We start from the raw sequence: 23,668 nt of genomic DNA on the forward strand, positions 1-23,668 counted from the left end.
ACAGTATTCATCATCTGACGCCAGCACAAGATGCAAACCGAATATATTTTCCCATCCAGATAAGAATGGCACAAAAAAGCCCCGACTGTGCGGGGCTGTTTAGTGCGGTCAGCAGGGACATTTACCCAGTTTGCCTGCCTGGCTGGGGAAGCGGGCATCAAGACAGTAACGGTGGAAATCGCGCTCATTCATCGGCGACTGATCGGGATGATGCAGTCGCATATGCTGCAGATATTTTTGATAATCCTGCACCCCGACCATTAAGCGAAAGCACTGTTGCAGGCCGCGCCAGAATCCCCGCCAGCTGAATGCCTGTGGCTGCGGGGCGGCGGCACGCTGGCAGCGGATAATCTGCCACTCTCCCTGAGGACGCCGGGACTGATGAATAGCATCAGACATGACGCACCTCCTTGTTGCGCAGCGTCACAACGGACTCATGCGTAGTAGGAAGATCGCTGCGCAGCGCCCGGCGAATGACAAAGAACGCAGAGATCAGCATCGTGACCGCCACCAGCATAAAGAAGGCGCACAGGGCCGCATTAATCTGATTGCTGAAGACGATAGTCTGCATATCCGCCACGCTTTTTGCCGGGGCGATGATCACCCCTTCATCCAGCCCTTTACGGAACTTATTCGCCTGTGCCAGGAAGCCGATCGACGGTTTTTCATGGAAGATTTTCTGCCAGCCGGCAGTCATCGAGGTGATAAACAGCCAGACGGTTGGCAGGATAGTTACCCAGGCGTAACGCTGCTTTTTCATTTTGAACAGCACCACGGTGCCGAGGATCAGCGCCATGGACGCCAGCATCTGATTGCCGATACCAAACAGCGGCCACAGGGTGTTAATGCCGCCCAGCGGATCGACCACGCCCTGATAGACAAAGAAGCCCCAGCCTGCGACCGCCACGGTCGTGCCGGCCATATTGCCCAGCCAGGAGCGGTTATTCGCCATAGAAGGCACCACGGTGCCCACCAGATCCTGCACCATAAAACGGCAGGCGCGGGTACCGGCATCGACCGCCGTCAGAATGAACAGCGCTTCAAACAGGATGGCGAAGTGATACCAGAAGGCCATAATCGCCCGACTGTTAAAGATCTCGGTAATAATGTGGGCCATCCCCACCGCGAAGGTTGGCGCGCCGCCTGCGCGGGACAGGATCGAGCCTTCACCCACATCACGGGCGATGCCGCTCAGCATTTCCGGCGTGACGACAAAGCCCCAGCCGTTGATCACCTGAGAGGCGCTTTCAACGGTGGTACCAATCAGCGCAGCCGGGGAGTTCATGGCAAAGTAGACGCCCGGATCGAGCACCGAGGCACAAATCAGCGCCATGATCGCCACAAAGGATTCCATCAGCATCGCGCCATAGCCAATAAAGCGGATATGACTTTCCCGCTCCACCAGTTTTGGCGTGGTGCCGCTGGAGACCAGCGCATGGAAGCCAGAGATGGCACCGCAGGCAATAGTAATAAACAGGAACGGGAACATCGCGCCGGAGAAGACCGGGCCGGTGCCGTCGATAAATTTGGTGACCGCCGGCATTTTCATCTCTGGCATGGCAAAGACAATCCCCACCGCCAGCCCGACAATCACGCCGATTTTAAGAAAGGTCGAAAGGTAGTCACGCGGAGCCAGCAGCAGCCAGACCGGCAGCACGGAGGCAATAAAGCCGTAGATCACCAGCACCCAGGTCAGTGAGGTGCCTTTCAGGGTAAAGAAGGGCCCCCAGTAAGGATGCTGGGCTACGTCACCGCCATAGATAATCGCCGCCATCATCAGCACAAAGCCAATCAGTGAAACTTCGGCGATTTTACCGGGCCGGATAAAGCGCATGTAGACGCCCATAAACAGCGCAATCGGAATGGTGGCCGCGATGGTAAAGAGTCCCCACGGGCTGTTCGCCAGCGCCTTGACCACTACCAGCGCCAGCGCCGACAGAATAATGATCATGACGCCCAGCGCGCCGAGCATGGTCACCACACCGGCAAACGCACCCAGCTCCTGCCGCGCCATCTCGCCCAGTGAACGGCCATCACGACGGGTCGAGATAAACAGGATCAGGAAATCCTGTACTGCACCCGCCAGCATCACCCCGACCAGGATCCAGATGGTGCCCGGCAGAAAGCCCATCTGCGCCGCCAGAATCGGACCCACCAGCGGGCCGGCACCAGCGATAGCCGCAAAGTGATGGCCAAACAGCACCCATTTATTGGTCGGGACATAATCGAGCCCGTCGCTCAGCCGCTCGGCAGGCGTCATCCGGCGGTCGTCCAGTTCGAAAATATTGCGGGCGATAAACAGGCTGTAGAAGCGATAAGCGATGCTGTAACAGGCGACAGCGGCTATCACCAGCCAGACTGCGTTGACGTGTTCGCCGCGGCTGAGGGCCAGCATGGCGAAAGCGCCCGCGCCGATTAACGCCACCACTAACCAGATCGCACTGGTTTTGACGTTTTTCATGACTAACTCCTTGTGAGGACCGAGAGGAAAGCGATCGAAAACAACGAGTCAAACTTAATGTAATGGAATGTAAGTGAAAGTTAATCAGTGGAGAAGTGTGAAGCGGGGTACAAATTTAACTTTTTTGCAATGCGGGCGGGGCGGAAACAGGCGGGATAACCGGAGTTATCCCGCCCGATTGACTGCTCAGGACATTACTACTCAGACGGCAGGACGTGCCACGACGCTGCGGGTTTCCATGCGGACTTCGGCGATGGTGACATCAATCACATCGGTCACACGGTAAACCACTTCGCCTTTGATCTGTACGCTGCCATTTTCCTGGCTGCAAACCAGCTCATCACGCACCGCGTGAATGAACGGAGCCGGGATAAAGGCGACCGCGCCAAACTCCAGCAGGCGAACACGCATGCCACCACGGGACACATCGATAATCTCGGCGCTGAAGCGACGGTCGGTGGCTGCAAACGGCGCCAGATAACGGGCGTAGAGCCAGTCGCCCACATCGCGTTCCGCCATGCGGTTCAGGCGGCGGCGTTCACTCATTGTCACCGTCAGCGCATCATCCGGACGAGCGATCTGCTCACCGCGAATAATCGCTTTCAGCAGACGATGGTTGATCATGTCGCCGAACTTACGAATCGGTGAGGTCCAGGTGGCGTAAGCCTCAAGTCCCAGGCCAAAGTGCGGGCCAGGCTCGGTGCTGATCTCAGCGAAGGTCTGGAAGCGACGGATCCGGCTGTCGAGGAACTGGGTCGGCTGGGCATCAAGCTCACGACGCAGCACCCGGAAGCCTTCCAGCGTGGTAATTGCCTGCGCATCCACGGTAATACCATGGTTGGCCAGCACGGCGGCGGCCTGTTCAGCATTGGTGGCATCGAAACCGGCATGGACGTTATAGATACCAAAACCGAGACGGTCACGCAGCACTTTCGCCGCGCAGACGTTGGCCAGGATCATAGACTCTTCGACAATGCGGTTAGCGATGCGGCGCGGTTCAGCCACGATCTCCAGCACTTCACCTTTTTCACCCAGCAGGAAGCGGTAATCCGGGCGATCTTTAAACACCAGCGCGTGGGTCTGACGCCATTCGCTGCGCGCCAGACAGAGGCGATGCAGCAGGCGAATCTGTTCAGCAATCGCCTCACTTTCCGGCTGCCATGCGCCGCTGTTTTCCAGCCAGTCAGAGACGTCGTCATATGCCAGCTTGGCTTTGGATTCGATCCAGGCGGCAAAGAACTCAACGTCATCACCTAAGCTGCCATCGGCTGCCACGGTCACGCGGCAGGCCAGGGCCGGACGGCGCACATTCGGACGCAGCGAACAGACATCATCAGAGAGTTCGCGCGGCAGCATCGGGATGTTAAAGCCCGGCAGGTAGTTGGTAAACGCACGCTGCGCCGCCAGCTTATCGAGTTGACTGCCTTCCGGCACATAGGCGGTAGGGTCGGCGATAGCGATAGTCAGACGCAGGGCGCCATCGTCCAGGGCTTCCGCAAAGAGCGCATCATCCATATCCTGGGTGCTGGCGCTGTCGATGGTAACGAAATCCAGCACGGTCAGATCTTCACGCGTCAGATTTTCATCCAGCATCTCGCCAAAACTGACATCGGGCGCTTCACGCTCAAGGTTATGACGCGACAGCGTCACCCACCACGGCGCCAGATGGTCATCAGCTTTGACAATAAAATCGGTAAGTTCGGCATAAAAGCCGCGATCGCCTTTCAGCGGATGGCGACGCATCTCCGCTACGGCCCAGTCACCATTTTCAAACTCATGGCTGACATCGCGCGCAGGGCGACACTGGATCGCATCCTTTAGCAGGGGATGATCCGGCACAATCGACAGGCGATCGTCTTTCTTCTGAACCCGGCCAACAAAGCGGCTCAGGAACGGCTCAACCAGGGTTTCCGGCTCAGCGCTTTCGCGATCTTTATCGCTGTGGATCACGGCGGTGATACGATCGCCGTGCATCACTTTCTTCATCTGCGGTGGCGGAATGAAGTAACTTTTTTGCGCATCGACTTCCAGAAAGCCGAAGCCTTTTTCAGTGCCTTTTACGACGCCTTCAGCACGAGGCGTTTGCGAATGGAGCTTCTCTTTCAGCTGCGCGAGCAGCGGGTTATCCTGGAACATAATTTTTACGTTTCGTTGGCTGATTGCGGCTGACAGTTTTACGCGAATCGACGTCGCGCGGCAAGGCAAAAAGCCGGACGAGCCGGCTTTTTAGGGGGGAGTGAAAGGGCTGTCAGGCGATGCGCTGATCGGCCAGTGCCTCAGAGAGTTCCAGCTTCACCGGCACCGATTTTGAGGTCGGTGTACCACTGTCATCACCAAAGCTGTTCAGCGGCACCAGCGGGTTGGTTTCCGGATAATAGGCCGCCAGGTTACCGCGCGGAATATTGTAGGGAACCAGTTTGAATCCACTGACGCGACGGGTAATGCCATCATTCCACAGCGTTTCGATATCGACATTCTGGCCTTCAGTAAAGCCCAGGTCTGCCATATCGTCCGGGTTGATGAACACCACTTCACGCTGACCAAAAACGCCACGGTAACGGTCATCAAGGCCGTAAATGGTGGTGTTGTACTGGTCGTGCGAACGCAGCGTCTGCAGGGTAAAAGGCACGTCCTGATCAAGATTCGGGAACAGTGAGGTCGGCAGCGCCGAGGCGTTGAACTCCGCTTTCTGGCTCGGCGTATTGAAGCGCAACTCGGCTGCTGCGTTGCCCAGATAGAAACCGCCCGGGATATCACATTTGGCGTTAAAGTCGGCAAAGCCCGGAATCGTCGCGGCGATGTGCTCACGGATCAGGTTGTAATCACCCGCCAGCTCGCGCCATTTCACTTTTTCATCACCCAGCACCGCCTCGGCGATACCGGCAACAATCCAGGTCTCTGAACGCTGTGTTTCCGCCAGCGGAATACCGATCCCTTCAGAGGCGTGCACCATGCTGAAAGAGTCTTCCACGGTAATAAACTGATTGCCGGTGGCCTGCAGATCGCGCTCGGTGCGGCCCAGCGTCGGCAGAATCAGCCCTTCGTGACCCGGCACCAGATGGCTGCGGTTCAGTTTGGTGCTGATATGCACGGTCAGACCACAGCGTGACATCGCCTCTTCGGTGCGTGGTGAGTCGGGTGCGGCCGCTGCCAGGTTGCCACCCAGCGCAATCAGCACTTTCACTTCATCGCGCAGCATCGCGTTCAGCGCTTCCACGGTGTTGTGGCCTGCCGCACGCGGGGGCTCGAAATTGAAATGATTCCCCAGCGCATCCAGGAAGGCTTTCGCTGGTTTCTCATCAATGCCCATGGTGCGATTGCCCTGCACATTACTGTGACCGCGAACCGGGCAGAGGCCTGCGCCTTTTTTGCCCAGCTGGCCAAACAGCAGCTGCAGGTTGGTGATCTCGCGCACCGTGTCGACAGAGTGTTTGTGCTGGGTGATGCCCATCGCCCAGGTACAGATCACCCGGTCAGCGCTCTGGTAGATCGCCGCGGCTTCACGGATCTGCGCCTGCGTCAGGCCCGACTGCGCCACAATCTGCATCCAGCTGGTGTTATCCACGGCGTCGAGATACGCCTCAATGCCGTTGGTTTTAGCATTGATAAAGGTCTGATCGAACAGGCCGCTTTCGCCAGCCGCCAGACGCGCGCGGTGGGTTTCCAGCAGGGATTTCACCATGCCGCGCACCGCCGCCATATCACCGCCCAGGTTCGGCTGGTAATAGGAGGAGCTGATGTTGCCCGCTTTCGAGGTCACCACTTCCAGCGGTTTCTGCGGATCGGCAAAACGTTCCAGACCGCGTTCACGCAGGGTATTAAAGGTGACGATTTTCGCACCGTGATCGGCAGCGTGACGCAGGCTGTGCAGCATACGCGGATGGTTAGTGCCGGGATTCTGACCGAAGACAAAAATGGCATCTGCGTGGTCGAAATCATCCAGACGAATGGTGCCTTTACCGACGCCAATGCTGCGCTTCAGGCCGGTGCCGCTGGCTTCGTGGCACATATTGGAGCAGTCAGGGAAGTTATTGGTCCCCATCAGGCGACCAAACAGCTGATAGAGCCAGGAGGCTTCATTGCTGGCGCGACCGGAGGTGTAAAGCTCCATCTGATCCGGATGATCCATCGCCTTGATGTGCTGCGCGATCAGCGCAAACGCGTCCTCCCAGCTGATGGGCTCGTAGTGGTCGGTTTCCGCGTTGTAGCGCAGCGGATGGGTCAGACGTCCCTGATACTCCAGGAAGTAGTCACTCTGGGTATAGAGCGTGGTCACGCTGTGTTTGGCGAAAAAGTCGGTGTCGACCATCCGGCGTGTCGCTTCCCAGGTCACCGCTTTGGCGCCGTTCTCGCAGAAGCTGAAGGTACTTTTATTGTCATCACCCCAGGCGCAGCCCGGACAGTCAAAACCGCGTGCTTTGTTCATGCGCATCAGGTTGCGCATATTTTTCAGGGCCGCTTTGCTGTCAAGAACGAAACGCGTGGTGGCTTCCAGTGAACCCCAGCCGCCCGCTGCCGCGCGATAGGGTTTGATTTGGCGTTTAAATTTCATATTGAGTGCAGGCTTTTTATAGTAGGAATTATTGTTTGGTGTTTGTTATCAGGTTATAGCCTGATGGTGAAAGGAAGTCTGCAGCTATCCTCAGACCTTGTCTAATTGATTGACTTAATGGTGCGATAGCTGGCGTTTATCGTGCATAAGCCAGAAATGTGATGCTGGTCAGATTTTACCCGCCTTTAACCTGCTGATAACGGGAGTTCTCCCGACAACAGGCTAATACTTGCTGTTCACAATCAGAAAGGGCGCGACTCCATGAAACAGCTGACCAGCCAGATTCATGCATTTGGCAAAGCGTTGATGATGCCAATCTCGGTCATCGCTGCCGCCGGTATCTTCCTTGGGCTTGCGGCGGCCATGCAGAACCCGGCGGTCACCGGCGATGCCTTTGCGCAGATGCAGGTGCCGCAGTTAATTATCGGCTTTATTCGCAAGGTTGCCGGAGCGCTATTCGCTAATCTGCCGGTCTTCTTTGCGGTAGCGAGTGCCATCGGACTGGCGAAAGCGGAAAAACCTACCGCCGCCTTTGCCGCGGTGATTGGCTATATCGTGATGAACGTCGGTATCAGCGCGACGCTGGCGGCCAAAGGGATCACCGCCGCCACTACCACACCAGCAGCCCTGCAGCAGGCGGGGATGGATCAGACCACCGCCATGATGACCTCGGCGGAATATATCAACATGCTGGGCGTCTTTACCTACAACATGAGCGTACTGGGCGGGGTGATTGCCGGACTGATAACGGTGGCGCTGCACAATCGCTTTTATACCCAGCAACTGCCTACCGCAATCAGCTTCTTTGGCGGACGGCGTTTTGTGCCGATTGTGACCGTGGTCTGTCTGCCACTGATCGGAGTATTGCTGGCGCTGATATGGCCGACCATTGGCGACGGTATCGCCTGGATTGGACAGATGATTGGCAAAAGCGGGCAGTATGGCGCTTTTCTGCTGGGGGCCTTTGAGCGCATCCTGATCCCCACCGGCCTGCATCACATCCTTAACGAAACCGTGCGTTTCACGCCTATTGGCGGCATGGCGGTCGTCGATGGTCAGACCGTGGTTGGCGCACTGAACATCTTCAACGCGTCGCTGACTCATCCGGGATCGATCCCCGATGAGACGCTGCGCACGGCCACGCAGTTTCTGGCGCAGGGTAAGATTCCGGTGATGATGTTCGGCCTGCCCGCCGCGGCGCTGGCGATCTATCACACCGCCCGACCCGAGCATAAACAGCGGGTCAAAGCACTGGTCATGGCAGGGGCGCTGACCTCCTTCACCACCGGCATCACCGAACCGCTGGAGTTCTGCTTTATCTTTGTCTCACCGGTGCTCTACCTGTTGCACGCTTTCCTGACCGGCCTGTCGTTTATGCTGATGTCGATGCTGCATCTGATGATTGGCAACGTGCAGGGCGGTGTTATCGACCTGGTGGTGTTCGGCATGCTGGGTGGGGCAAAAACCCACTGGTGGTGGACGCTGGCACTGGGCGTGATCTATGCGCCGATCTACTACTACGCTTTCCGGCTGGTGATTACCCGGATGAATGTTGAAACGCCGGGCCGTGAATCGGAGGATGAGAAACCGCAACAGGTCGCCGCGGATGAACGGACTCAGGTCATTATCAGCGGGCTGGGCGGGCAGGCCAATATCGAGGATGTCGATTGCTGCTTTACCCGGCTGCGCGTACGGGTCAAAGAGATGAATCAGGTGGTCGATCAGACGCTGATGAGCACCGGTGCCAATGGGGTCAATCGCGTCAGCGAGCACGACATTCAGGTGATCTACGGCCCGCAGGTCGAGAAGATCGCTAACGAGGTAAAAATGGCGCTGGGCGTCGCTTAACGGCAGCCTGTTTCACTCTTAGTCATGACGCTAACCGCCCGACGCCCGTGGGCGGTTAGCCCCTGTACCCCGGAGCGCTCCGCCCGCTGCCGTCCCGCTTATTGTAACTAAAAAAAGCCCAGCCCTAATGGGCCGTTCCTTTCTGCCGATATAGCGACTAATCCTCTTACTTTTCGGAACACCGCGATGTCGTTAAAAAAATCCTCCCTGATTATCTTCTCCTTTCTGCTGGCGCTGTTTCTCACCAGCGTGGCAATCAGTACCTGGCTGCTGATCCAGAGCAATCACTCGCTGAATGCGGTTAACAAAGAGATCCGTGTGGTGCTCTCGGTGATTGACCCCATCAACCACAGCCGCACGCTGCGTGTGCGTCTGATGGAGTACATGAAGGAGATTGAGGGCAGTGACGCAAATAATCCCGCCACGCTGGACAGCGTTCGGACCGTGGCCAGCAAAGCGGATGCTGCATTTCAGGCCTATATGAACGCGCCGCGTCTGCCGGGCGAAGAGGCGGAAGCCGACGCCTATAGCCAGGCTTATCTGGCCTATCGTCAGCAGGGTTTACAGCCGTTGATTGAGGCGGCAGAAGCGCACGATCAGGTGCGCTTTAAAAATCAGATTGCCACCGTGGTTCGTCTTGATCGTCAGTATGAAATCATTCTGGACCGGGTGCTGGCTCAGCATGAAACCTATGCCAAAAAGCTTAACAGCGATGCACAGAGTCACTTCACCTCCGGCATTGCTCTGCTGGGGCTGTTTGGCGTGCTGTTTTTCGCCATCATCGTTGCCATTTACATCTTCATGAAGCGCTATGTGCTTTCGCCGATCAATGATGCGCAGGAACACTGCAAGCTGATTGCAGCGGGCGTCCTGGATACCACGGTGCCGGTCAAAGCCGGTTCGCGCAGTGAGATTCAGTTGCTGATGGGCTCGCTGGAGCAGATGCGCAGCGCGCTGACCGCCATTATTCTCCAGGTGCGCGATTCAACCCGCTCAGTCTCCACCGCCTCTCAGGAGATTGCGGCGGGCAACATCGACCTCGCCTCGCGTACCGAACAGCAGGCTGCCGCGCTGACGGAAACCGCTGCCAGCATGGAGCAGCTGGGCGCAACGGTGAAACAGAACACCGAAAACGTCTTTGAAGCCTGCCGCCTGACCAGTGAAGCGGTGAAAAACGCGGAAAGTGGCGAAAAAGTCTCGCAGGAAGTGGTGACATCGATGGCGCTGATTAATGCCAGCTCGAAGAAGATCGAGGAGATCACCACCGTGATCGACAGCATCGCCTTCCAGACCAATATTCTGGCACTGAACGCGGCAGTCGAAGCCGCCAGGGCGGGTGAGCAGGGTCGCGGTTTTGCGGTGGTGGCAGGGGAAGTCCGTAATCTGGCCCAGCGCAGCGCTACCGCAGCCAAAGAGATTGAGGGGCTGATTGCGGAATCTGTTTCGATCATTCACGCCGGTTCCGATCAGGTCAGCCGGACCGGTGAGGCGATGAGCGCCATTATCTCCTCAGTCAGCCGCGTGAATCTGCTGATGGAGCACATCTCAACCGCTTCTGATGAACAGAGTCGCGGTATCGGTCAGATTGAGCAGGCCGTTACCGAGATGGACAGCGTTACACAGCAGAACTCGGCGCTGGTGCAGGAGTCTGCCGCGGCATCTGCCTCGCTGGAAGAGCAGGTGCAGTATCTGACGCAGTCGGTCTCCACCTTCCGTCTGGCAAACAGTTAATCAGCGCTCTCCGCGCTGAGTTTATCCAGCGCGGAGGCCTGAGTCCCGATGCTGAGTAATGCCCGGCAAAGAAGGGAGAGTTTGATTCAGTGCCTTGTGGCGCAGGGCTAATCGGCGGATTATAAGGCTTTCCAGTAAAAATGGGGTGGTCATGCTAATCAGCACGGAAAGTGCCCGCAGCAACAGCGCGGATACCCGACTGGCCTGTACGCTTGCCGCTGCCGCAGGCGCACTGAATACCGCAGCCTTTGAGATCGTCGGTTTTTTTTCAGCCAACATGACCGGTAATGTCTCGCTGCTGTCCGATCACCTGGCAAAAGCGAATCTGGGGCCTGGCCTGTTTTTTCTGTCGATCGTGCTTCTGTTTATTGCGGGTTCCATGTGTTCAACGCTGATCATTAATGCCGGGCACCGCAGAAATATCCGCACCATCTATGCCTTTGTCATCCTGATTGAGGGCAGCGCGCTGATTGCACTGGGTGTGATTGAAAATCACTTTCCGCCGCGGTCACCTGGTGTCGTGTTAATCATGAGCCTGAGTTTTTTAATGGGGTTGCAGAATGCGGTGGTGACGCGGATCTCCAATGCCCGCGTTCGCACCACCCATATCTCCGGCACGGCGACCGATATCGGGATTGAGCTGGCAATGCTGTTTGAGGTGCTGCGGCGTAAAGCGTCACCGAAAGAGGCGCCGCTCTATCTGGGCCGGCTGCGACTGCACTGTCTGACCCTGCTGGCTTTTCTGGCGGGTGGGGTGGCCGGAATCGGGCTTTACCGACTGCTCAGTTACGATTTCCTGCTGCCAGTGGGGTTTGGTTTAATCTGTCTGGCGCTGAATGCCATCTTTACTAAGCCAGCAAAACAACAGGGCGCGATGATTTAAGTGCGCAACCCTCACTGCTGCTTAAACCAGGGCGGCGCGAAGTCCTGATTTCATCGATCCGCCTGTGCAAATGAACCGTGCGGTTAAAACATCCGAGCCTGCGCGGGGTAACATTCAGCCTTATACTCTGGTTGATCCTGCGAACGAGACAGTAATGCGAACAGCCTTCAACCTGCTGATGGATAATTAACATCGACATTAAACAATTGATTTACTTATGTAACCTGGAGCGTGAACGCCATTTCGGGCGGGCCGCGGAAGCCAGTTTTGTTACACAGCCAACCCTCTCTATGCGCCTGAAGAATCTTGAGCGCGAGCTGGGCTTGCCGCTGATTAACCGCAGCAATAATTTTGCCGGATTTACGCCGGAGGGCGACCGTGTGCTGGCGTGGGCGCGGGAAATTGTTTCGGTTTATCAGGGGCTGAAGCTGGAAGTGGAATCGCTGAAACATGGGGTGAACGGCACGCTGCGGGTTGGCGTGGTGCCGCAGTGCAGCATGGCACTGCCGCTGCTGCTGAAAGCGGTGCAGGCGCGTTATCCTCAGCTCGACTATCGCATTGCGGTACTCAGTGCTGACCAGTTGCTGGAAGCACTCAACAGCCACACCGTGGATGTCGGGATCGGTTTTTTCGAGATGGCAACCCTGCGTGAACTCCATTTTCAGACCGAGATGCTGGCAGATCGGGGCGTTGAAGCCATATTCCATCCCGACCATTTTCCTGAGCTGGTGGGGGAAACCGCGCTGACGCTTGATGAAGTGGCACAACAGCCGCTCTGCCTGGCGGAGCCGACGCGTTATTTCCGGCGTTATCTCGATATGGCTTTTCGTGAAGCGGCGCTGGTGCCCCGGGTGATCGTGGAGAGCGCCTCTGTCATGCAGCTGATGCAGTGCGCGCAGGTCGGCCTGGGGCTGCTGGTGTCGCCGGTCGGTCATCTGCTGGCCGCTTCATTACAGGGGCTGCAGCAGCGCGCCATCACGCTGCCGCCGATGGCGCGCCAGGCGGCGCTGGTCATCGCTGAGCCTGGCCGTGCCACACCGCTGGCACAGCACTTTTTCGACGAAGCGCGCGGTCTGCTGCCGGTTTAGCCGGCTACTGCGATTCGCCCAGTGCGTAAAACAGGCGGCTGTTCCAGTTGCCTATGGCAACACTCTGCATCAGCGCGAACAGTGCATCAGCCTCCCAACCCGCCTCCATTAGCGGTTGCAGATGGGCCGCGCTGAATCGTTCTGGCGAACGGGTCAGCTGCGCCGCCAGCGCAATAATCTGCTGCTCCTGGTCTTTTGCCCCCGCATCATCCACGCCCTCAATTAACATCTCATTTCCGGCCAGCAGCCCGAATGCCCAGCGACTGCCCAGAATCCGGGCGGCCGTCGCCTCTGCCAGGGTATTGTCCTGAGTGAGATGCTGGCGCAGTTGCGCCCAGCCATAGAGCACCGAGGGATCGTGGGCCAGGAGCCATACCGCGTCCTGCATTCCCGGCAGTGACTGACAGCGGGTAATAGCAGCGAGCTGCTCAGCACTGGCATAACGCAACTCCAGTGGTTTCAGCACCGGCTGCCAGCGGGCAGGCTGATCAAAACCTGTGGCCTCAGCATCGGGTGGTGCAGTGCTGCCGGGCAGCCAGCGTACCGGCTGGGCCTGCAGCGCCTGTAAACCGGCGACCACCCGCGCCTGATAACTGACAAAGCCAATCACCTGATTCAGCGTCACAATATCAGGCTCTGTCAGGCCGACCGCATCCAGGGCGGTGATTGCGCTGGCGCTGATCAGCTCAGGCTGCATCGCCAGCTGGCGTGCATACTGCGTAATCTGGGTGAGGCGATTATTACTTTCACGTGAGGAGTCGGGCCCGGGCAACGGATTGAGGCGGGCAGAGTAGTGATTACACAGCCGCTGTACACCCGCCACCTGCGCCACCGTCAGCGCCGTGCTGAGGCGATCGTAAAGCGTTAAGGTGTGTGTGAGCGTGGTGACGACGCGATCGGGGAACAGCAGCTGTGCCAGATCGCGCGCCGCCAGCAGGGCCGGCTGATTGGTGCGCAGCAGTGACTGCACCACGTTGTCATCGGCGTAACATCCCAGCAAAAAGCGGTCATCAATATGGGCGGCCTCTGGCACCAGCGGTGCGGCCTGTGAGGTACGTGGACTGGTCTGGCTCTCGTAAAACCAGTGGTTATGGCCCGGATAGCGGCGTTGTTCCATGATCAATCCTTTTGCAAATTCGGGTTCGGTATGCAGGCGGCAGAATCTGAAAATGTGCATAAACCGAAGGGCAGGCTTATCGTCGCTGATGGCCAGTCCGGGGCAAAAGATTGATCGGTGATAATTAATAGCGTTACGGTATAACGGCAGCGAAATCAGGCAGGAAGGGCGAGGCGGGAGCAAAGAGAAGGGCGAGCCAGGCTCGCCCTTGCAGGACTTATTTCAGTTCCAGTTCGTTCATTGCGGCGATGCTGAAGCCGCCATCAACGTGTACCACTTCACCGGTGATGCCGCCAGCCAGGTCAGAGCAGAGGAATGCTGCTGAGTTGCCGACATCTTCGATGGTAACGGTACGGCGAATCGGGGTGACCGCTTCGCAGTGTGCCAGCATCTTACGGAAATCTTTGATGCCTGATGCTGCCAGGGTGCGGATTGGACCGGCAGAAACGGCGTTAACACGCACGCCTTCCGGGCCCATGGCGTTTGCCATGTAACGCACGTTGGCTTCCAGCGACGCTTTCGCCAGACCCATCACGTTGTAGTTCGGGATCGCGCGCTCAGCACCCAGGTAAGAGAGGGTCAGCAGCGCAGAGTGTGGATTCAGCATCTCGCGGCACTCTTTGGCCATCGCGACGAAGCTGTAAGCACTGATGTCATGCGCGATTTTAAAGCCTTCGCGGGTAACGGCGTTCACGTAGTCGCCAACCAGCTGCTCGCCAGGGGCGAAACCGATAGAGTGAACGAAACCGTCAAATTTCGGCCAGGTTTTTGCCAGTTCAGTGAACAGAGATTTGATGCTCTCATCTTCGGCTACGTCACATGGCAGCACGATGTCTGAACCCAAATCTTTGGCAAACTCTTCCACACGACCTTTTAATTTGTCGTTCTGGTAGGTGAAAGCCAGTTCTGCGCCCTGTTTGTGCATCGCCTGTGCAATACCGTAGGCGATGGAAAGTTTACTGGCAACGCCAGTAATCAGAATGCGCTTACCGGAAAGAAAACCCATAGCTGTAATCCTTATGGTCATTGTAGTTGGCGGCCGCATGGTTAAAAAGTAAGCGACCGACGTTAATCGACGTGCGGATTCTAGCACGTCTCTCATAAATCAGGTAAATCGCCCCGCAATTTCCGCGATATGCAGCAAAAATCAACGCTCTCGTCGCCAGGCTTCGGCACTCAATGCTTCGCCAAAGTGGCTGCTGATCAGTCGTCGGGTCAGATCGTGCAGCGGGGAGGCCAGCACATCAGCGGTGCCGCCGCGCTCGACCACTTCGCCCTGATGCATCACCAGCACCTTGTCACTGATGTGCTTCATCATCCCCAGATGCTGGGTAACATAAATGTAAGCGATCCCATGCTTCTCCTGCAGTTCCAGCATCAGATTCACCAACTGGGAACGCATCGTCATATCCAGCGAGGCCAGCGCTTCATCAGCCACAATCACTTTGGGTTGCAAAATCAACGCGCGGGCCAGACCCAGACGCTGCTTCTGACCCGGTGCCAGCATGTGCGGATAATAGCCGGCGTGATCGCGCAGTAATCCCACCTGACGCAGGGTGGCGATAATGCGCTTTTCGCGTTCCTCCGCGCTGAGATCGGTATTGAGCCGCAGCGGGAACTCCAGAATCTGGCTGATACGCTGACGCGGATTCAGTGAGGTTGAGGGATCCTGGAAAATCATGCGGATGCGCTGACTGCGATAACCATAATCGCCAAAGGTCAGCGGATGATCGTCTATCAGAATCTCACCTTCGGTAGGGGCGACCATGCCGCTGAGCATCTTCGCCAGCGTGGACTTGCCGGAGCCATTTTCGCCGATTATTGCCAGCGTCTGCCTCTCGCGTAGGGTAAAACTGACCGACTTCACCGCCTCAACGTGCTGACGGCGGAACAGGCCCGTACGATAACGGAAGGTTTTACTCAGGTTGCGCACTTCCAGCAGAGTCTCCATGCTACTGGCCCTCCATATTCAGCGGGAAATGACAGGCGTAGAGATGCGTTTTGCTGCCGGTGAGCCGTGGCGTTTCAATACATTTGCGCTGCGCATAGGGACAACGCGGCCCCAGACGACAGCCAATCGGCAGGCTCTCCAGCGACGGGATCGCCCCTGACAGGGTATTGAGACGGCTTTTGTGCGGCAGGGATCGTCCAAAATCGGGCATCGCCCGAATCAGCGCCTGAGTATAAGGATGGTGCGGCGTACTCATTAAATCTTCGCTCTGGGCGGTTTCTACCGTCTGACCACAGTACATCACGTTGATGCGGTCCGCCCACTGGCTCATAGTGCGCAGGTCATGACTGATCAGCAGAATGGTGGTGTTGTTGTTCTGGTTGAGACGGCTCAGCAGGCGGAAAATCTGCGCCTGCGTCGTGGGTTCCATGGCGTTCGTCGGCTCATCGGCAATCAGCAGACGCGGCTGGTTAGCCAGCGCAATCGCGATCATCACTTTCTGGCATTCCCCTTCGGTCAGCTCATAGGGGAAGCTGCGCATAATATCTTTGTGATCTTTAATGCCGACGCGATGCAGCAGTTCGATGGCGCGGGTTTTGCGCCAGAACCAGAAGCGTTTCAGCCACGGACCTTTATACGTCCAGCGTGGGATCACCTGCATCAGCTGACGACCGATGCTTTCAGAGGGATCCAGACAGGATTGCGGCTCCTGAAAAATCATCGAGACGTTATGCCCGATAATGCGGCGGCGCTCGCGCGACGACAGGCGCAGCAGATCCACATCATCAAACACCATGCGATCGGCGGTGACACGCCAGTTATCGTTAGTCACGCCGCAGATCGCCTTAGCAACCAGGCTCTTACCGGAGCCGGACTCACCGACCAGACCACGGATTTCACCTTCGCCCAGCGTCAGATTGACGCGATCGACCGCTTTGACCGGCCCGTCAGCGGTCATAAATTCAATGGTCAGATTACGGATATCGAGTAACGGCATTTATTCCACTCCCGCTTCGACGGCGCGACGGATGCCGTCACCGAGCAGGTTAACAATTAATACGCTGACCATCAGCGCCACACCCGGCAGCATAACGGTCCAGGGGGCGACGTAGATCAGCTCCAGCGAATCACCCAGCATCGCTCCCCATTCGGGCGAAGGCAGCTGCGCGCCCAGGTCGAGAAACCCGAGTGCGGCAATATCCAGAATCGCCATCGACAGCGCGCGGGTAATTTCGGTGATCAGCAACGGTAAAATATTAGGCAAAATGGCGTAGCGCAGGATGTTGCGGCCTCTGGCACCGTCCAGACGTGCCGCCACCACATACTCTTTTTCCAGCTCATCATGCACGGCACTGTAAATCTCGCGCACCAGACGTGGAATCAGCGCCAGCCAGACCGCCAGCAATGCGTGCTCGAGTCGTGGCCCGAGAAACGCCACCACGATAATCGCCAGTAACAGCGACGGAATAGAGAGCAGGGTGTCCAGAACGTGGTTCATCACCGCCGAGCGTATGCCATGCGTCATGCCCGCCAGTACGCCCAGCACCAGCGCGCCGAGCGTGGCGAACAGCGTCACCAGAATCGCCGAACCCACCGTCGGGCCCGCACCGCTCAGCAGGCGGCTCAGCACATCCCGACCCAGATCGTCGGTGCCGAGAAAGAAGGAGACATCGCCGTAGTGTGACCAGGATGGCGGCAGCAACTGATAACCCAGGAACTGCTGATCGATATCGTATGGCGCTATCAGCCCGCCAAACAGACAGAGCAGCAGCAGTGCGCCAAAGCCATACAGCCCGACCATCGAAATCGGGTTGCCATAAAAATGGTGCCAGCTCTGACGAAACGCGCTGGGCAGGCGTTTTTCGGCGTAGATATTATCGGAGGGCATACGCTTTCACTTTATTGTGCTTGAGTTCGGATAACGTTTCTTTATAAAAATCACTCATATCAGAGGGTTATCCTGAGGATATGCTTTATGTTTCTTTATCATGGCTGACTCTGAGTAGCGGTAATTTATGTGTTTTGTGTGCTTCTCTGCGTAGACGCAAAGAAGATGTCCACATTGCAGACAGACACTAAGCTCAGGAAAGCGCTGGGTAAGCGCCGCGACAAAGCAGAGGTTATCTTCGACTCGTCCGGACTGAATGTCAGGCTCTCCCTTTGAGGCAACGTGATATTTTTCTACCGTTAGCGCTGGGAGGCTTAGCCCGTCAGCTGACTACAGGGGATTATCCGTCGATATCCCTGTTACAGGCAAGGAAACGGCGTCAGCAATTTCAACTCTGGATTGCAAAGGGTTATGATCCGCGTCGGCATATCATCCTGAACAGAGTGAAAAAAGTCATATTCACCTCCGGATAACAGGCAATAAAAACCGCCCTGTTGGGCGGCGGATTAGATCTTAGCGGAGGCTATGCTGGCCGGACCCTGGCCTTTGTCGGGTGTCCATCAGGCCCGTCGTCATGGGTGTGGTCAGGATCCGGCTCAATGATAACGATATAATCTTTACCTACCCCATCGCGCGTTAACGTCACTAAATCTCCGGCAACAGGTTTGGTGTCAAACTCATGTTCCTCTTCAACGCCGGTATCTTCAAAAATTACAGCGAATTTCATTTTTCGTCCTCTTTCTGATAAACCGCGTCGTTACCGCGAGGCTTGTTGCTGACGCTTACATAAAGAATTTTAGCCTATCCTGAAAATATCAGACATCTCAGTGGATTACTTCATGCCGATATTATCCGCGATTACCGGCTGGCTTCAGGTGTCCCGGTGTTCAGACCGCTATGGACGCATACCCGCCTGGCGGTTTCAGGTGCAGACGCTCTACGCGACTAGCTACGCGATTAGCTCAGTACTGAAACCCTGCCGCAACCTGCACAGGAAATTGTTCATGATGCTGCATGAGTAATACACCGTAGATCACCCACAGAAGACGGATAATTCAACACCTAAGAGGTTCGCCTTAACAGAGATCACTTTTTGTGCAGCATTGACAGATTCTTCATCATTTCCTGATTGTTCATTGATGACTTGGTGGGATAGTCGCGTCCTGAGTGGGAACTCTTTACTAAAGGAGATAAATCGGTGGCGAGAATAGAGTAAAAAAGCTTAGAAAAGAAACGTGTAAACGATCAGTTTATAATTAAATTTAGTGCGGCAATGAGTTACCTTTAAAAGGTACTGCAATAAAAGCAAAAGGGGAATGGCATGACAGATAAAAACTTCTTTAATGCATTAACAGAATGGATTGATGATCATGCGGATGAAAAAATAAGCCTGGATAAAGTGGCTAAAAAAAGTGGATATTCAAAATGGCACCTCAACAGAATGTTCACAAAACATTGCGGAGTCAGCCTCGGGAAATATATTAATAACACCAGAATGCAGGCGGCCTCGCTGAGCTTAAGGTTTACTGAAGCCACTATTGCAGAGGTGGCTGATCAGTTCAACTACGACTCACAGCAAACGTTCACTCGCGCCTTCTCACGACATTTTGGTATGCCTCCTGGCATCTGGCGAATTACTGATGCTGCAAAAAAAATCAGATAAAAACTCTCTCTGTTTCCCCAGCGATGACGCCATTTGAGGCAGCGGTTGATAGCTTACATAATGCCGTAGGTTTACCTGATTGCATCCTCAGAGAAGTATTATCAACAGGACGGCTGGGAGGAGAGTGATGCATAAAAATTAAAATCGGCCCTGAGATTAAACGTTTTATCTTCAAACAGCCTTCGTTGGTGCCTGGCATTTCATAATTCGGCGGTTTTGTGCTTATTTCCAGCCGCTCCGTTGCAAAAAATAAGCCAGCCTCTACTGAAAGATTAAAAAATTGTTTTTCCCGTAGAGTGCGCATCCGCCCAGCGAAGCTTATACGTCCATTCTTTATCAAGTGAGCCGATGGAAAGCCTCATCTCCTTGCCCGTCTGCTTACAGTAGTCCCTTGCCGCACCAATGTTTTTCCACATAAGTAAACTACCCGGACTAAGATCCGAATATTTCGTGTTAACGCCGCCGTTTGGCACATCAAAATAGATGATTTGTTCACTCTCAGCCATGAAGAGCAGATCCATCGCGCAGGGCTCGTTCCCTACAAAAAGAATATAGCCGAAGAGCATCCTTTTCATGGCATTGATAAGCGTGATCAGGTTCTCCCTGGAATAACAGGTTACGCTGTCAGAAAAACGGGATTTAAAAAGGAAGATATAATAGTCTGCCAGCTCTTCAGGGCTGAATTGATTCATATCACAGCAGCGGCCACCCGCACGTATGAACCGGTTGTATTCGTTGCGGCGATTTTTTTCTGTTTTAACTGAATAGCTCTCTTTTACAAAGCATATTTTATTTTTTCGGGCAAAAGAAAAGTTAAAATTTATGAAGTTGTGCTTGTTGAAATGTGACATTTTATTGGTTTTTTCAGGGAAAAGCATCGAGGCATTTTTAGCCGCCGGCACCATGATCTCATCATAGGATAGCGGGAATTGTTTCCATTGATCGACACCTATCCGTGAGTGATCCAGCAGGGCATACGCGGCAGTATAGCCACCTTGCTTTTCTTTATGAAAATACGTTGTCTCATGACCTGTGCGAGATGAGAAAAACCTGATCACGTCAGGATGCATATTAACACTCCCGCCAAAACGGTTAAAGCAGTGCTCATAAATGTCAGCGTCGGATTTTTCCCAGCCGTAAAGTATTCTTTTGAAGTGGCTCATATAAAATGTTAAACCTGATAGTTGTTCTGATAAACCGAGTTAAAAAGATGGCTCCTGAATGTCAGCCGCCCTGGGATATTTTTTTCTGTCACTAACTCCGGGCAGATATCTCTGCTGTGACGTTTTAGTCAGGGCATTATGCGTTTTTTTTATCAACGTAAAGGCAAGGAAATATCAAGAATCTATCAAGCGATGTCGTTTTAATTGCTTTATATTTGTGAGGGCTGTCTGACATTTATATCAAGTTTATCTGAGTCACCCGCCTAATAGCCTGACCCGGTGACTTCATTCTCTCTCAGACAATCCGCTGGCTTTGCTCCCGACGATGCTTGTGATAATCCTCATCACACTCGCTTGAACAGAAAGCAGTTTCAGCCACTACGGGCTCATCTTTACACCAGATGCATAAGCCGTTTGGGCTTTTAAGTCTGGTCTTACGAGCTGCCAGAGAGGCTGCGAGATGCGCTTCTTCACGCTCCTGTGCCAGATCAACTTCATCCATAAATGTTCATCACCTCATCGATTTTTTCGCTTCGAACTTAAATCGCTTTCTGCAGGACAATTATTTGTGTACATCAATGCCTGCTTTCAGAACGACTTCTGAAAGAGAAAATTCATATGTTTATTTTGTGTCTGCCTTAGCGCCCTGAGCGTTAGCGCAGGGCATACCATTCCTTATGTTTCAGCGGATTCATGGCCGCACCAATCACGTCAGAAATCACATTGACCAGAATCACCAGCCCGCCAATCACCATCACGCCAGCGGAGATCGCCGCGTAATCCTGCTGACGAATCGCGTTAATCAGCCAGCGCCCCAGACCCGGCCAGTTAAAGACCATCTCGGTGATCATCGCCAGCGTCAGCATCGTGGAAAATTGCAGGCCCAGACGTGGGATCACCGGCGGCAGCGCATTATGCAGCACGTGGCGGCGGATCACGGTAAACGGCGAAAGACCCCGCGTAGCCGCCGCTTTGACATAATTTTTGTCCATCACGTCGCTGGTGCTGTTGCGCAGCAGGCGGATCACTTCCGTCGTCGGTGCCATCGCCAGCACCAGCACAGGTAAAATCAGGTGGTTCAGGACGCTGATTATCATCTCATGTCGCCAGAGCGAAGGACTCATCCAGGCATCAATCAGCGCAAAGCCAGTGACACTCTGCACCGGATAGAGCAGGTCGTGACGACCGGACACCGGCAGCCAGCCCAGCGTCAGCGAGAAGAACAGCGTCAGCAGCAGCGCCAGCCAGAAAATTGGCGCAGAAAAGCCAATCAGCGCCAGTGCACTGATGGTTTTGTCCTGCCATTTATTGCGCATCACGCCGGCACAGATCCCCAGCGGGATCCCGACCAGCAGCGCGAACAGAAACGCCAGGATGCACAACTCCATGGTGGCCGGGAAAACCTCACGCAGCTGCAGGTCAATCTCCTGACCGTTGGTGCTGGAGACGCCGAAATCAAACTGTAGCATCCCTTTAAACCAGAACCACCAGGCGTCCGAGAGCGCCGCGCCTTCCAGCGGGGCGTCAGGCGTAAAGTAGCTCAGGCTGAAGCTCACCAGCGACAGCAGAAACAGGGTAATAATCAGTAGCAGCAGGCGCCGCAAAATATAGATAATCACTTACTTTTCCTTATCGTTTTCACGATAAACCCCGGCAAACGAAGCGTTGCCAAACGGACTCAGGACCAGCCCTTTAATATCATGACGAAACGCCTGCAGTCGCAGAGAGGATGCCAGCGGCAGCACCGGCAACTCCTGCGCCAGAATCTGCTGCGCTTTGTCATAACTGTCGATGCGGCCAGAGAGTTGTTGTGATAACAGCGCATTCTGCAGCGTTTCGTCAAAGGCCGGCGAGCACCAGTGCGCGTAATTGGTCTGCGAGCGAATCGCTGCACAACTGAGCAGCGGCCGGAAGAAACTGTCGGGATCGTTACTGTCGGTGGCCCAGCCTGACAGTGTCAGATCATGATTCATCGCCATCAGCTGCGCCTCCTGAAAACGGCCCTCTACCGGCACTATGGTCAGCCGGACGCCGACCTGCGCCAGATCCGCCTGCAACAGTTCGGCGGTTTTCAGCGGGCTGGGATTCCACGACTGCGACGCAGCAGGCACCACCAGCCGCAGATGCAGATCGCTGATGCCCAGAGCCGCCAGCGCGGCACGGGACTTCGCCGGATCATAGCTGGTAATGCGGGCATCATTATCATATGCCCATGAGGCGCGAGGTAATATCGAGGCGGCGGTTTCGGCGGTGCCGTAATAGATGGACTCCATCAACCGCTCATTGTTGATCGCCAGCGCCAGCGCGTGCCGTACCTCAGGGCGGTCGAGCGGCGGCTTGCGGGTATTAAAGGCCAGATAGGCGATATTCATGCCGGGACGCAGTGTCATCCGCAGGCGCGGGTCATCGCGCAGGATGGTGAGCTGGCTGGCCGCGGGATAGGCAAGCACGTCACATTCACCGGTCAGAAGCTTGGAAAGCCGCCCGGTGCCGCCCGAGCCGAGATCGATCACCGCCTGTTGCAGACGCGGCACCCCTTTCCAGTAGTGAGGATTGCGCGCCAGGCGGATGTACTGACCGGTGCGGTATTCGCTGAGCTGATAAGGACCGGTGCCAACCGGTTGTCTGTCCATCTCTTCCTGCCGGCCCTGCGCGGTAAGCTGGTCGGCATACTCTTTCGACAGCACTGGCGCATAGTGGGTCGCCATGTGCCAAAGGAAAGACGCATCCGGGCTGTTTAACCTGAACTCAACCGTCCTGTTATCGATTTTCTTCACGCTCTGCACGGAGTCGGAGAATTGCAGACTGTCAAAGTAGGGATAGTTGCCGCCGTTGACGTTGTGCCAGGGGTGATTGCGGTCAAACATCCGGGCGAAGCTGAACACGACATCGTCGGCGTTCAGCGCCCGGGTGGGGCGGAACTGATTCGTCTGCTGGAACTGCACGCCGCTGCGCAGATGAAAGCGATACGTTGCGCCGTTATCGCGCACTTCCCAGCTGGACGCCAGATCGGGCTTGAGACGATAGGTGTAAGGATCGACATCCAGCAGGCGGTCATAGAGTTGTGCCGCCAGCGTATCGACAGTCAGCCCGCTGCTGGCCATCTGCGGATTAAAGGTGTTCAGCGTGCCGCTGACGCAATAGACGAAGCCGGTCTGGCGGATATCACCCGCAGGCGCTGACCACGCAGGGGCACTCAACACGCTGAGACTTAGCAACAGCGAACATATTAGTTTTGACATAGAACTCAACGATTTTGAGGCATTAAACAGAGTGTATCGCAAAGCGGGCATTGTCCCAAAACCTGCAACCGCTGCAAGGCT

20 protein-coding genes are annotated in these 23,668 nt (G+C 55.6%); 6 read left to right on the plus strand and 14 right to left on the minus strand.

Annotated features, from left to right (window positions below; genetic code table 11):
- Positions 1-108: 108 nt before the first annotated feature.
- The 4 genes from ACR8BN_RS09085 to ACR8BN_RS09100 form a co-directional block, all read right to left on the minus strand.
- Positions 109-399 carry a YbdD/YjiX family protein gene (locus ACR8BN_RS09085; protein ID WP_425016629.1) on the minus strand — a complete coding sequence of 97 codons (291 nt, stop codon included), beginning with the start codon at positions 397-399 and terminating at the stop codon, positions 109-111.
- Positions 392-2,461: a carbon starvation CstA family protein gene (locus tag ACR8BN_RS09090; RefSeq protein WP_434747549.1), complete on the minus strand. Its 2,070-nt coding sequence runs from the start codon at positions 2,459-2,461 to the stop codon at positions 392-394. Before ACR8BN_RS09090 ends, ACR8BN_RS09085 begins: the two co-directional genes overlap by 8 nt.
- Positions 2,462-2,662: 201 nt before the next feature.
- On the minus strand, positions 2,663-4,597 hold the full coding sequence (locus ACR8BN_RS09095; RefSeq protein ID WP_434747550.1) for an exoribonuclease II: 1,935 nt from the start codon (positions 4,595-4,597) through the stop codon (positions 2,663-2,665).
- A gap of 112 nt (positions 4,598-4,709) precedes the next feature.
- The gene (locus ACR8BN_RS09100; protein WP_143990254.1) at positions 4,710-7,013 is read right to left on the minus strand and encodes an FdhF/YdeP family oxidoreductase; all 2,304 of its coding nucleotides are present in this window, start codon (positions 7,011-7,013) and stop codon (positions 4,710-4,712) included.
- Between the two features lie 261 nt (positions 7,014-7,274).
- On the opposite strand from ACR8BN_RS09100, the gene ACR8BN_RS09105 reads away from it, so the two are divergent.
- From ACR8BN_RS09105 to ACR8BN_RS09120, 4 genes are all read left to right on the plus strand, one after another.
- Positions 7,275-8,861: a PTS transporter subunit EIIC gene (locus ACR8BN_RS09105; protein WP_064704263.1), complete on the plus strand. Its 1,587-nt coding sequence runs from the start codon at positions 7,275-7,277 to the stop codon at positions 8,859-8,861.
- Positions 8,862-9,047: 186 nt separating this feature from the next.
- Positions 9,048-10,592 (plus strand): methyl-accepting chemotaxis protein, encoded by a 1,545-nt coding sequence (locus ACR8BN_RS09110; protein ID WP_434747551.1) that lies wholly within the window; start codon positions 9,048-9,050, stop codon positions 10,590-10,592.
- A gap of 151 nt (positions 10,593-10,743) precedes the next feature.
- A complete protein-coding gene (locus tag ACR8BN_RS09115; protein ID WP_163843675.1) occupies positions 10,744-11,475 on the plus strand; it encodes a YoaK family protein in 732 nt (243 codons plus the stop codon).
- Between the two features lie 191 nt (positions 11,476-11,666).
- Entirely contained in the window at positions 11,667-12,563 is an 897-nt protein-coding gene (locus ACR8BN_RS09120) for a LysR family transcriptional regulator (protein ID WP_031591567.1), read from the plus strand.
- 4 nt (positions 12,564-12,567) lie between these two features.
- Here ACR8BN_RS09120 and ACR8BN_RS09125 read toward each other — a convergent pair whose 3' ends face one another.
- The 5 genes from ACR8BN_RS09125 to sapC form a co-directional block, all read right to left on the minus strand.
- The gene (locus tag ACR8BN_RS09125; RefSeq protein WP_115758653.1) at positions 12,568-13,680 is read right to left on the minus strand and encodes a CMD domain-containing protein; all 1,113 of its coding nucleotides are present in this window, start codon (positions 13,678-13,680) and stop codon (positions 12,568-12,570) included.
- Positions 13,681-13,897: 217 nt separating this feature from the next.
- A complete protein-coding gene (fabI, locus tag ACR8BN_RS09130) occupies positions 13,898-14,686 on the minus strand; it encodes an enoyl-ACP reductase FabI (protein WP_010244547.1) in 789 nt (262 codons plus the stop codon).
- Positions 14,687-14,827: 141 nt separating this feature from the next.
- Positions 14,828-15,631: a putrescine export ABC transporter ATP-binding protein SapF gene (gene sapF, locus ACR8BN_RS09135; RefSeq protein WP_031591565.1), complete on the minus strand. Its 804-nt coding sequence runs from the start codon at positions 15,629-15,631 to the stop codon at positions 14,828-14,830.
- Position 15,632: 1 nt separating this feature from the next.
- Complete coding sequence (gene sapD, locus ACR8BN_RS09140; RefSeq protein ID WP_010244553.1) at positions 15,633-16,628, minus strand: putrescine export ABC transporter ATP-binding protein SapD; 996 nt, start codon at positions 16,626-16,628, stop codon at positions 15,633-15,635.
- The gene (gene sapC / locus ACR8BN_RS09145; RefSeq protein ID WP_010670235.1) at positions 16,629-17,519 is read right to left on the minus strand and encodes a putrescine export ABC transporter permease SapC; all 891 of its coding nucleotides are present in this window, start codon (positions 17,517-17,519) and stop codon (positions 16,629-16,631) included.
- Positions 17,520-17,791: 272 nt separating this feature from the next.
- On the opposite strand from sapC, the gene ACR8BN_RS09150 reads away from it, so the two are divergent.
- Complete coding sequence (locus tag ACR8BN_RS09150) at positions 17,792-17,992, plus strand: integrase arm-type DNA-binding domain-containing protein (protein WP_376716205.1); 201 nt, start codon at positions 17,792-17,794, stop codon at positions 17,990-17,992.
- 50 nt (positions 17,993-18,042) lie between these two features.
- On the opposite strand, the gene ACR8BN_RS09155 is transcribed toward ACR8BN_RS09150, so the two are convergent.
- On the minus strand, positions 18,043-18,246 hold the full coding sequence (locus ACR8BN_RS09155; protein WP_031591561.1) for a hypothetical protein: 204 nt from the start codon (positions 18,244-18,246) through the stop codon (positions 18,043-18,045).
- A gap of 594 nt (positions 18,247-18,840) precedes the next feature.
- Between ACR8BN_RS09155 and ACR8BN_RS09160 the strand changes: the two genes are divergently transcribed.
- On the plus strand, positions 18,841-19,182 hold the full coding sequence (locus ACR8BN_RS09160) for a helix-turn-helix domain-containing protein (protein ID WP_031591558.1): 342 nt from the start codon (positions 18,841-18,843) through the stop codon (positions 19,180-19,182).
- A gap of 272 nt (positions 19,183-19,454) precedes the next feature.
- Here ACR8BN_RS09160 and ACR8BN_RS09165 read toward each other — a convergent pair whose 3' ends face one another.
- The 4 genes from ACR8BN_RS09165 to sapA form a co-directional block, all read right to left on the minus strand.
- A complete protein-coding gene (locus ACR8BN_RS09165; protein WP_434747552.1) occupies positions 19,455-20,345 on the minus strand; it encodes a hypothetical protein in 891 nt (296 codons plus the stop codon).
- Between the two features lie 295 nt (positions 20,346-20,640).
- Positions 20,641-20,847, minus strand: a complete 207-nt coding sequence (locus tag ACR8BN_RS09170) for a hypothetical protein (RefSeq protein WP_031591555.1) — start codon at positions 20,845-20,847, stop codon at positions 20,641-20,643.
- 151 nt (positions 20,848-20,998) lie between these two features.
- On the minus strand, positions 20,999-21,964 hold the full coding sequence (gene sapB, locus ACR8BN_RS09175) for a putrescine export ABC transporter permease SapB (protein ID WP_434747553.1): 966 nt from the start codon (positions 21,962-21,964) through the stop codon (positions 20,999-21,001).
- Complete coding sequence (sapA, locus tag ACR8BN_RS09180) at positions 21,965-23,587, minus strand: ABC transporter substrate-binding protein SapA (RefSeq protein WP_207090818.1); 1,623 nt, start codon at positions 23,585-23,587, stop codon at positions 21,965-21,967.
- Positions 23,588-23,668 lie beyond the last annotated feature (81 nt).

This window comes from Pantoea sp. Lu_F5_004 (genome assembly GCF_051136245.1).
GTDB classification, from domain to species: domain Bacteria; phylum Pseudomonadota; class Gammaproteobacteria; order Enterobacterales; family Enterobacteriaceae; genus Pantoea; species Pantoea agglomerans.

Bases quoted from the DNA above. Each gene is read 5' to 3' on its own strand.
- sapF (WP_031591565.1), bottom strand. From the start codon at position 15,631: ATGGAGACTCTGCTGGAAGTGCGCAACCTGAGTAAAACCTTCCGTTAT.
- ACR8BN_RS09125 (WP_115758653.1), bottom strand. From the start codon at position 13,680: ATGGAACAACGCCGCTATCCGGGCCATAACCACTGGTTTTACGAGAGC.
- ACR8BN_RS09105 (WP_064704263.1), top strand. From the start codon at position 7,275: ATGAAACAGCTGACCAGCCAGATTCATGCATTTGGCAAAGCGTTGATG.
- ACR8BN_RS09090 (WP_434747549.1), bottom strand. From the start codon at position 2,461: ATGAAAAACGTCAAAACCAGTGCGATCTGGTTAGTGGTGGCGTTAATC.
- ACR8BN_RS09170 (WP_031591555.1), bottom strand. From the start codon at position 20,847: ATGGATGAAGTTGATCTGGCACAGGAGCGTGAAGAAGCGCATCTCGCA.
- ACR8BN_RS09100 (WP_143990254.1), bottom strand. From the start codon at position 7,013: ATGAAATTTAAACGCCAAATCAAACCCTATCGCGCGGCAGCGGGCGGC.
- fabI (WP_010244547.1), bottom strand. From the start codon at position 14,686: ATGGGTTTTCTTTCCGGTAAGCGCATTCTGATTACTGGCGTTGCCAGT.
- ACR8BN_RS09085 (WP_425016629.1), bottom strand. From the start codon at position 399: ATGTCTGATGCTATTCATCAGTCCCGGCGTCCTCAGGGAGAGTGGCAG.
- ACR8BN_RS09110 (WP_434747551.1), top strand. From the start codon at position 9,048: ATGTCGTTAAAAAAATCCTCCCTGATTATCTTCTCCTTTCTGCTGGCG.
- ACR8BN_RS09155 (WP_031591561.1), bottom strand. From the start codon at position 18,246: ATGAAATTCGCTGTAATTTTTGAAGATACCGGCGTTGAAGAGGAACAT.
- ACR8BN_RS09165 (WP_434747552.1), bottom strand. From the start codon at position 20,345: ATGAGCCACTTCAAAAGAATACTTTACGGCTGGGAAAAATCCGACGCT.
- sapD (WP_010244553.1), bottom strand. From the start codon at position 16,628: ATGCCGTTACTCGATATCCGTAATCTGACCATTGAATTTATGACCGCT.
- ACR8BN_RS09095 (WP_434747550.1), bottom strand. From the start codon at position 4,597: ATGTTCCAGGATAACCCGCTGCTCGCGCAGCTGAAAGAGAAGCTCCAT.
- ACR8BN_RS09115 (WP_163843675.1), top strand. From the start codon at position 10,744: ATGCTAATCAGCACGGAAAGTGCCCGCAGCAACAGCGCGGATACCCGA.
- ACR8BN_RS09160 (WP_031591558.1), top strand. From the start codon at position 18,841: ATGACAGATAAAAACTTCTTTAATGCATTAACAGAATGGATTGATGAT.
- sapC (WP_010670235.1), bottom strand. From the start codon at position 17,519: ATGCCCTCCGATAATATCTACGCCGAAAAACGCCTGCCCAGCGCGTTT.
- sapA (WP_207090818.1), bottom strand. From the start codon at position 23,587: ATGTCAAAACTAATATGTTCGCTGTTGCTAAGTCTCAGCGTGTTGAGT.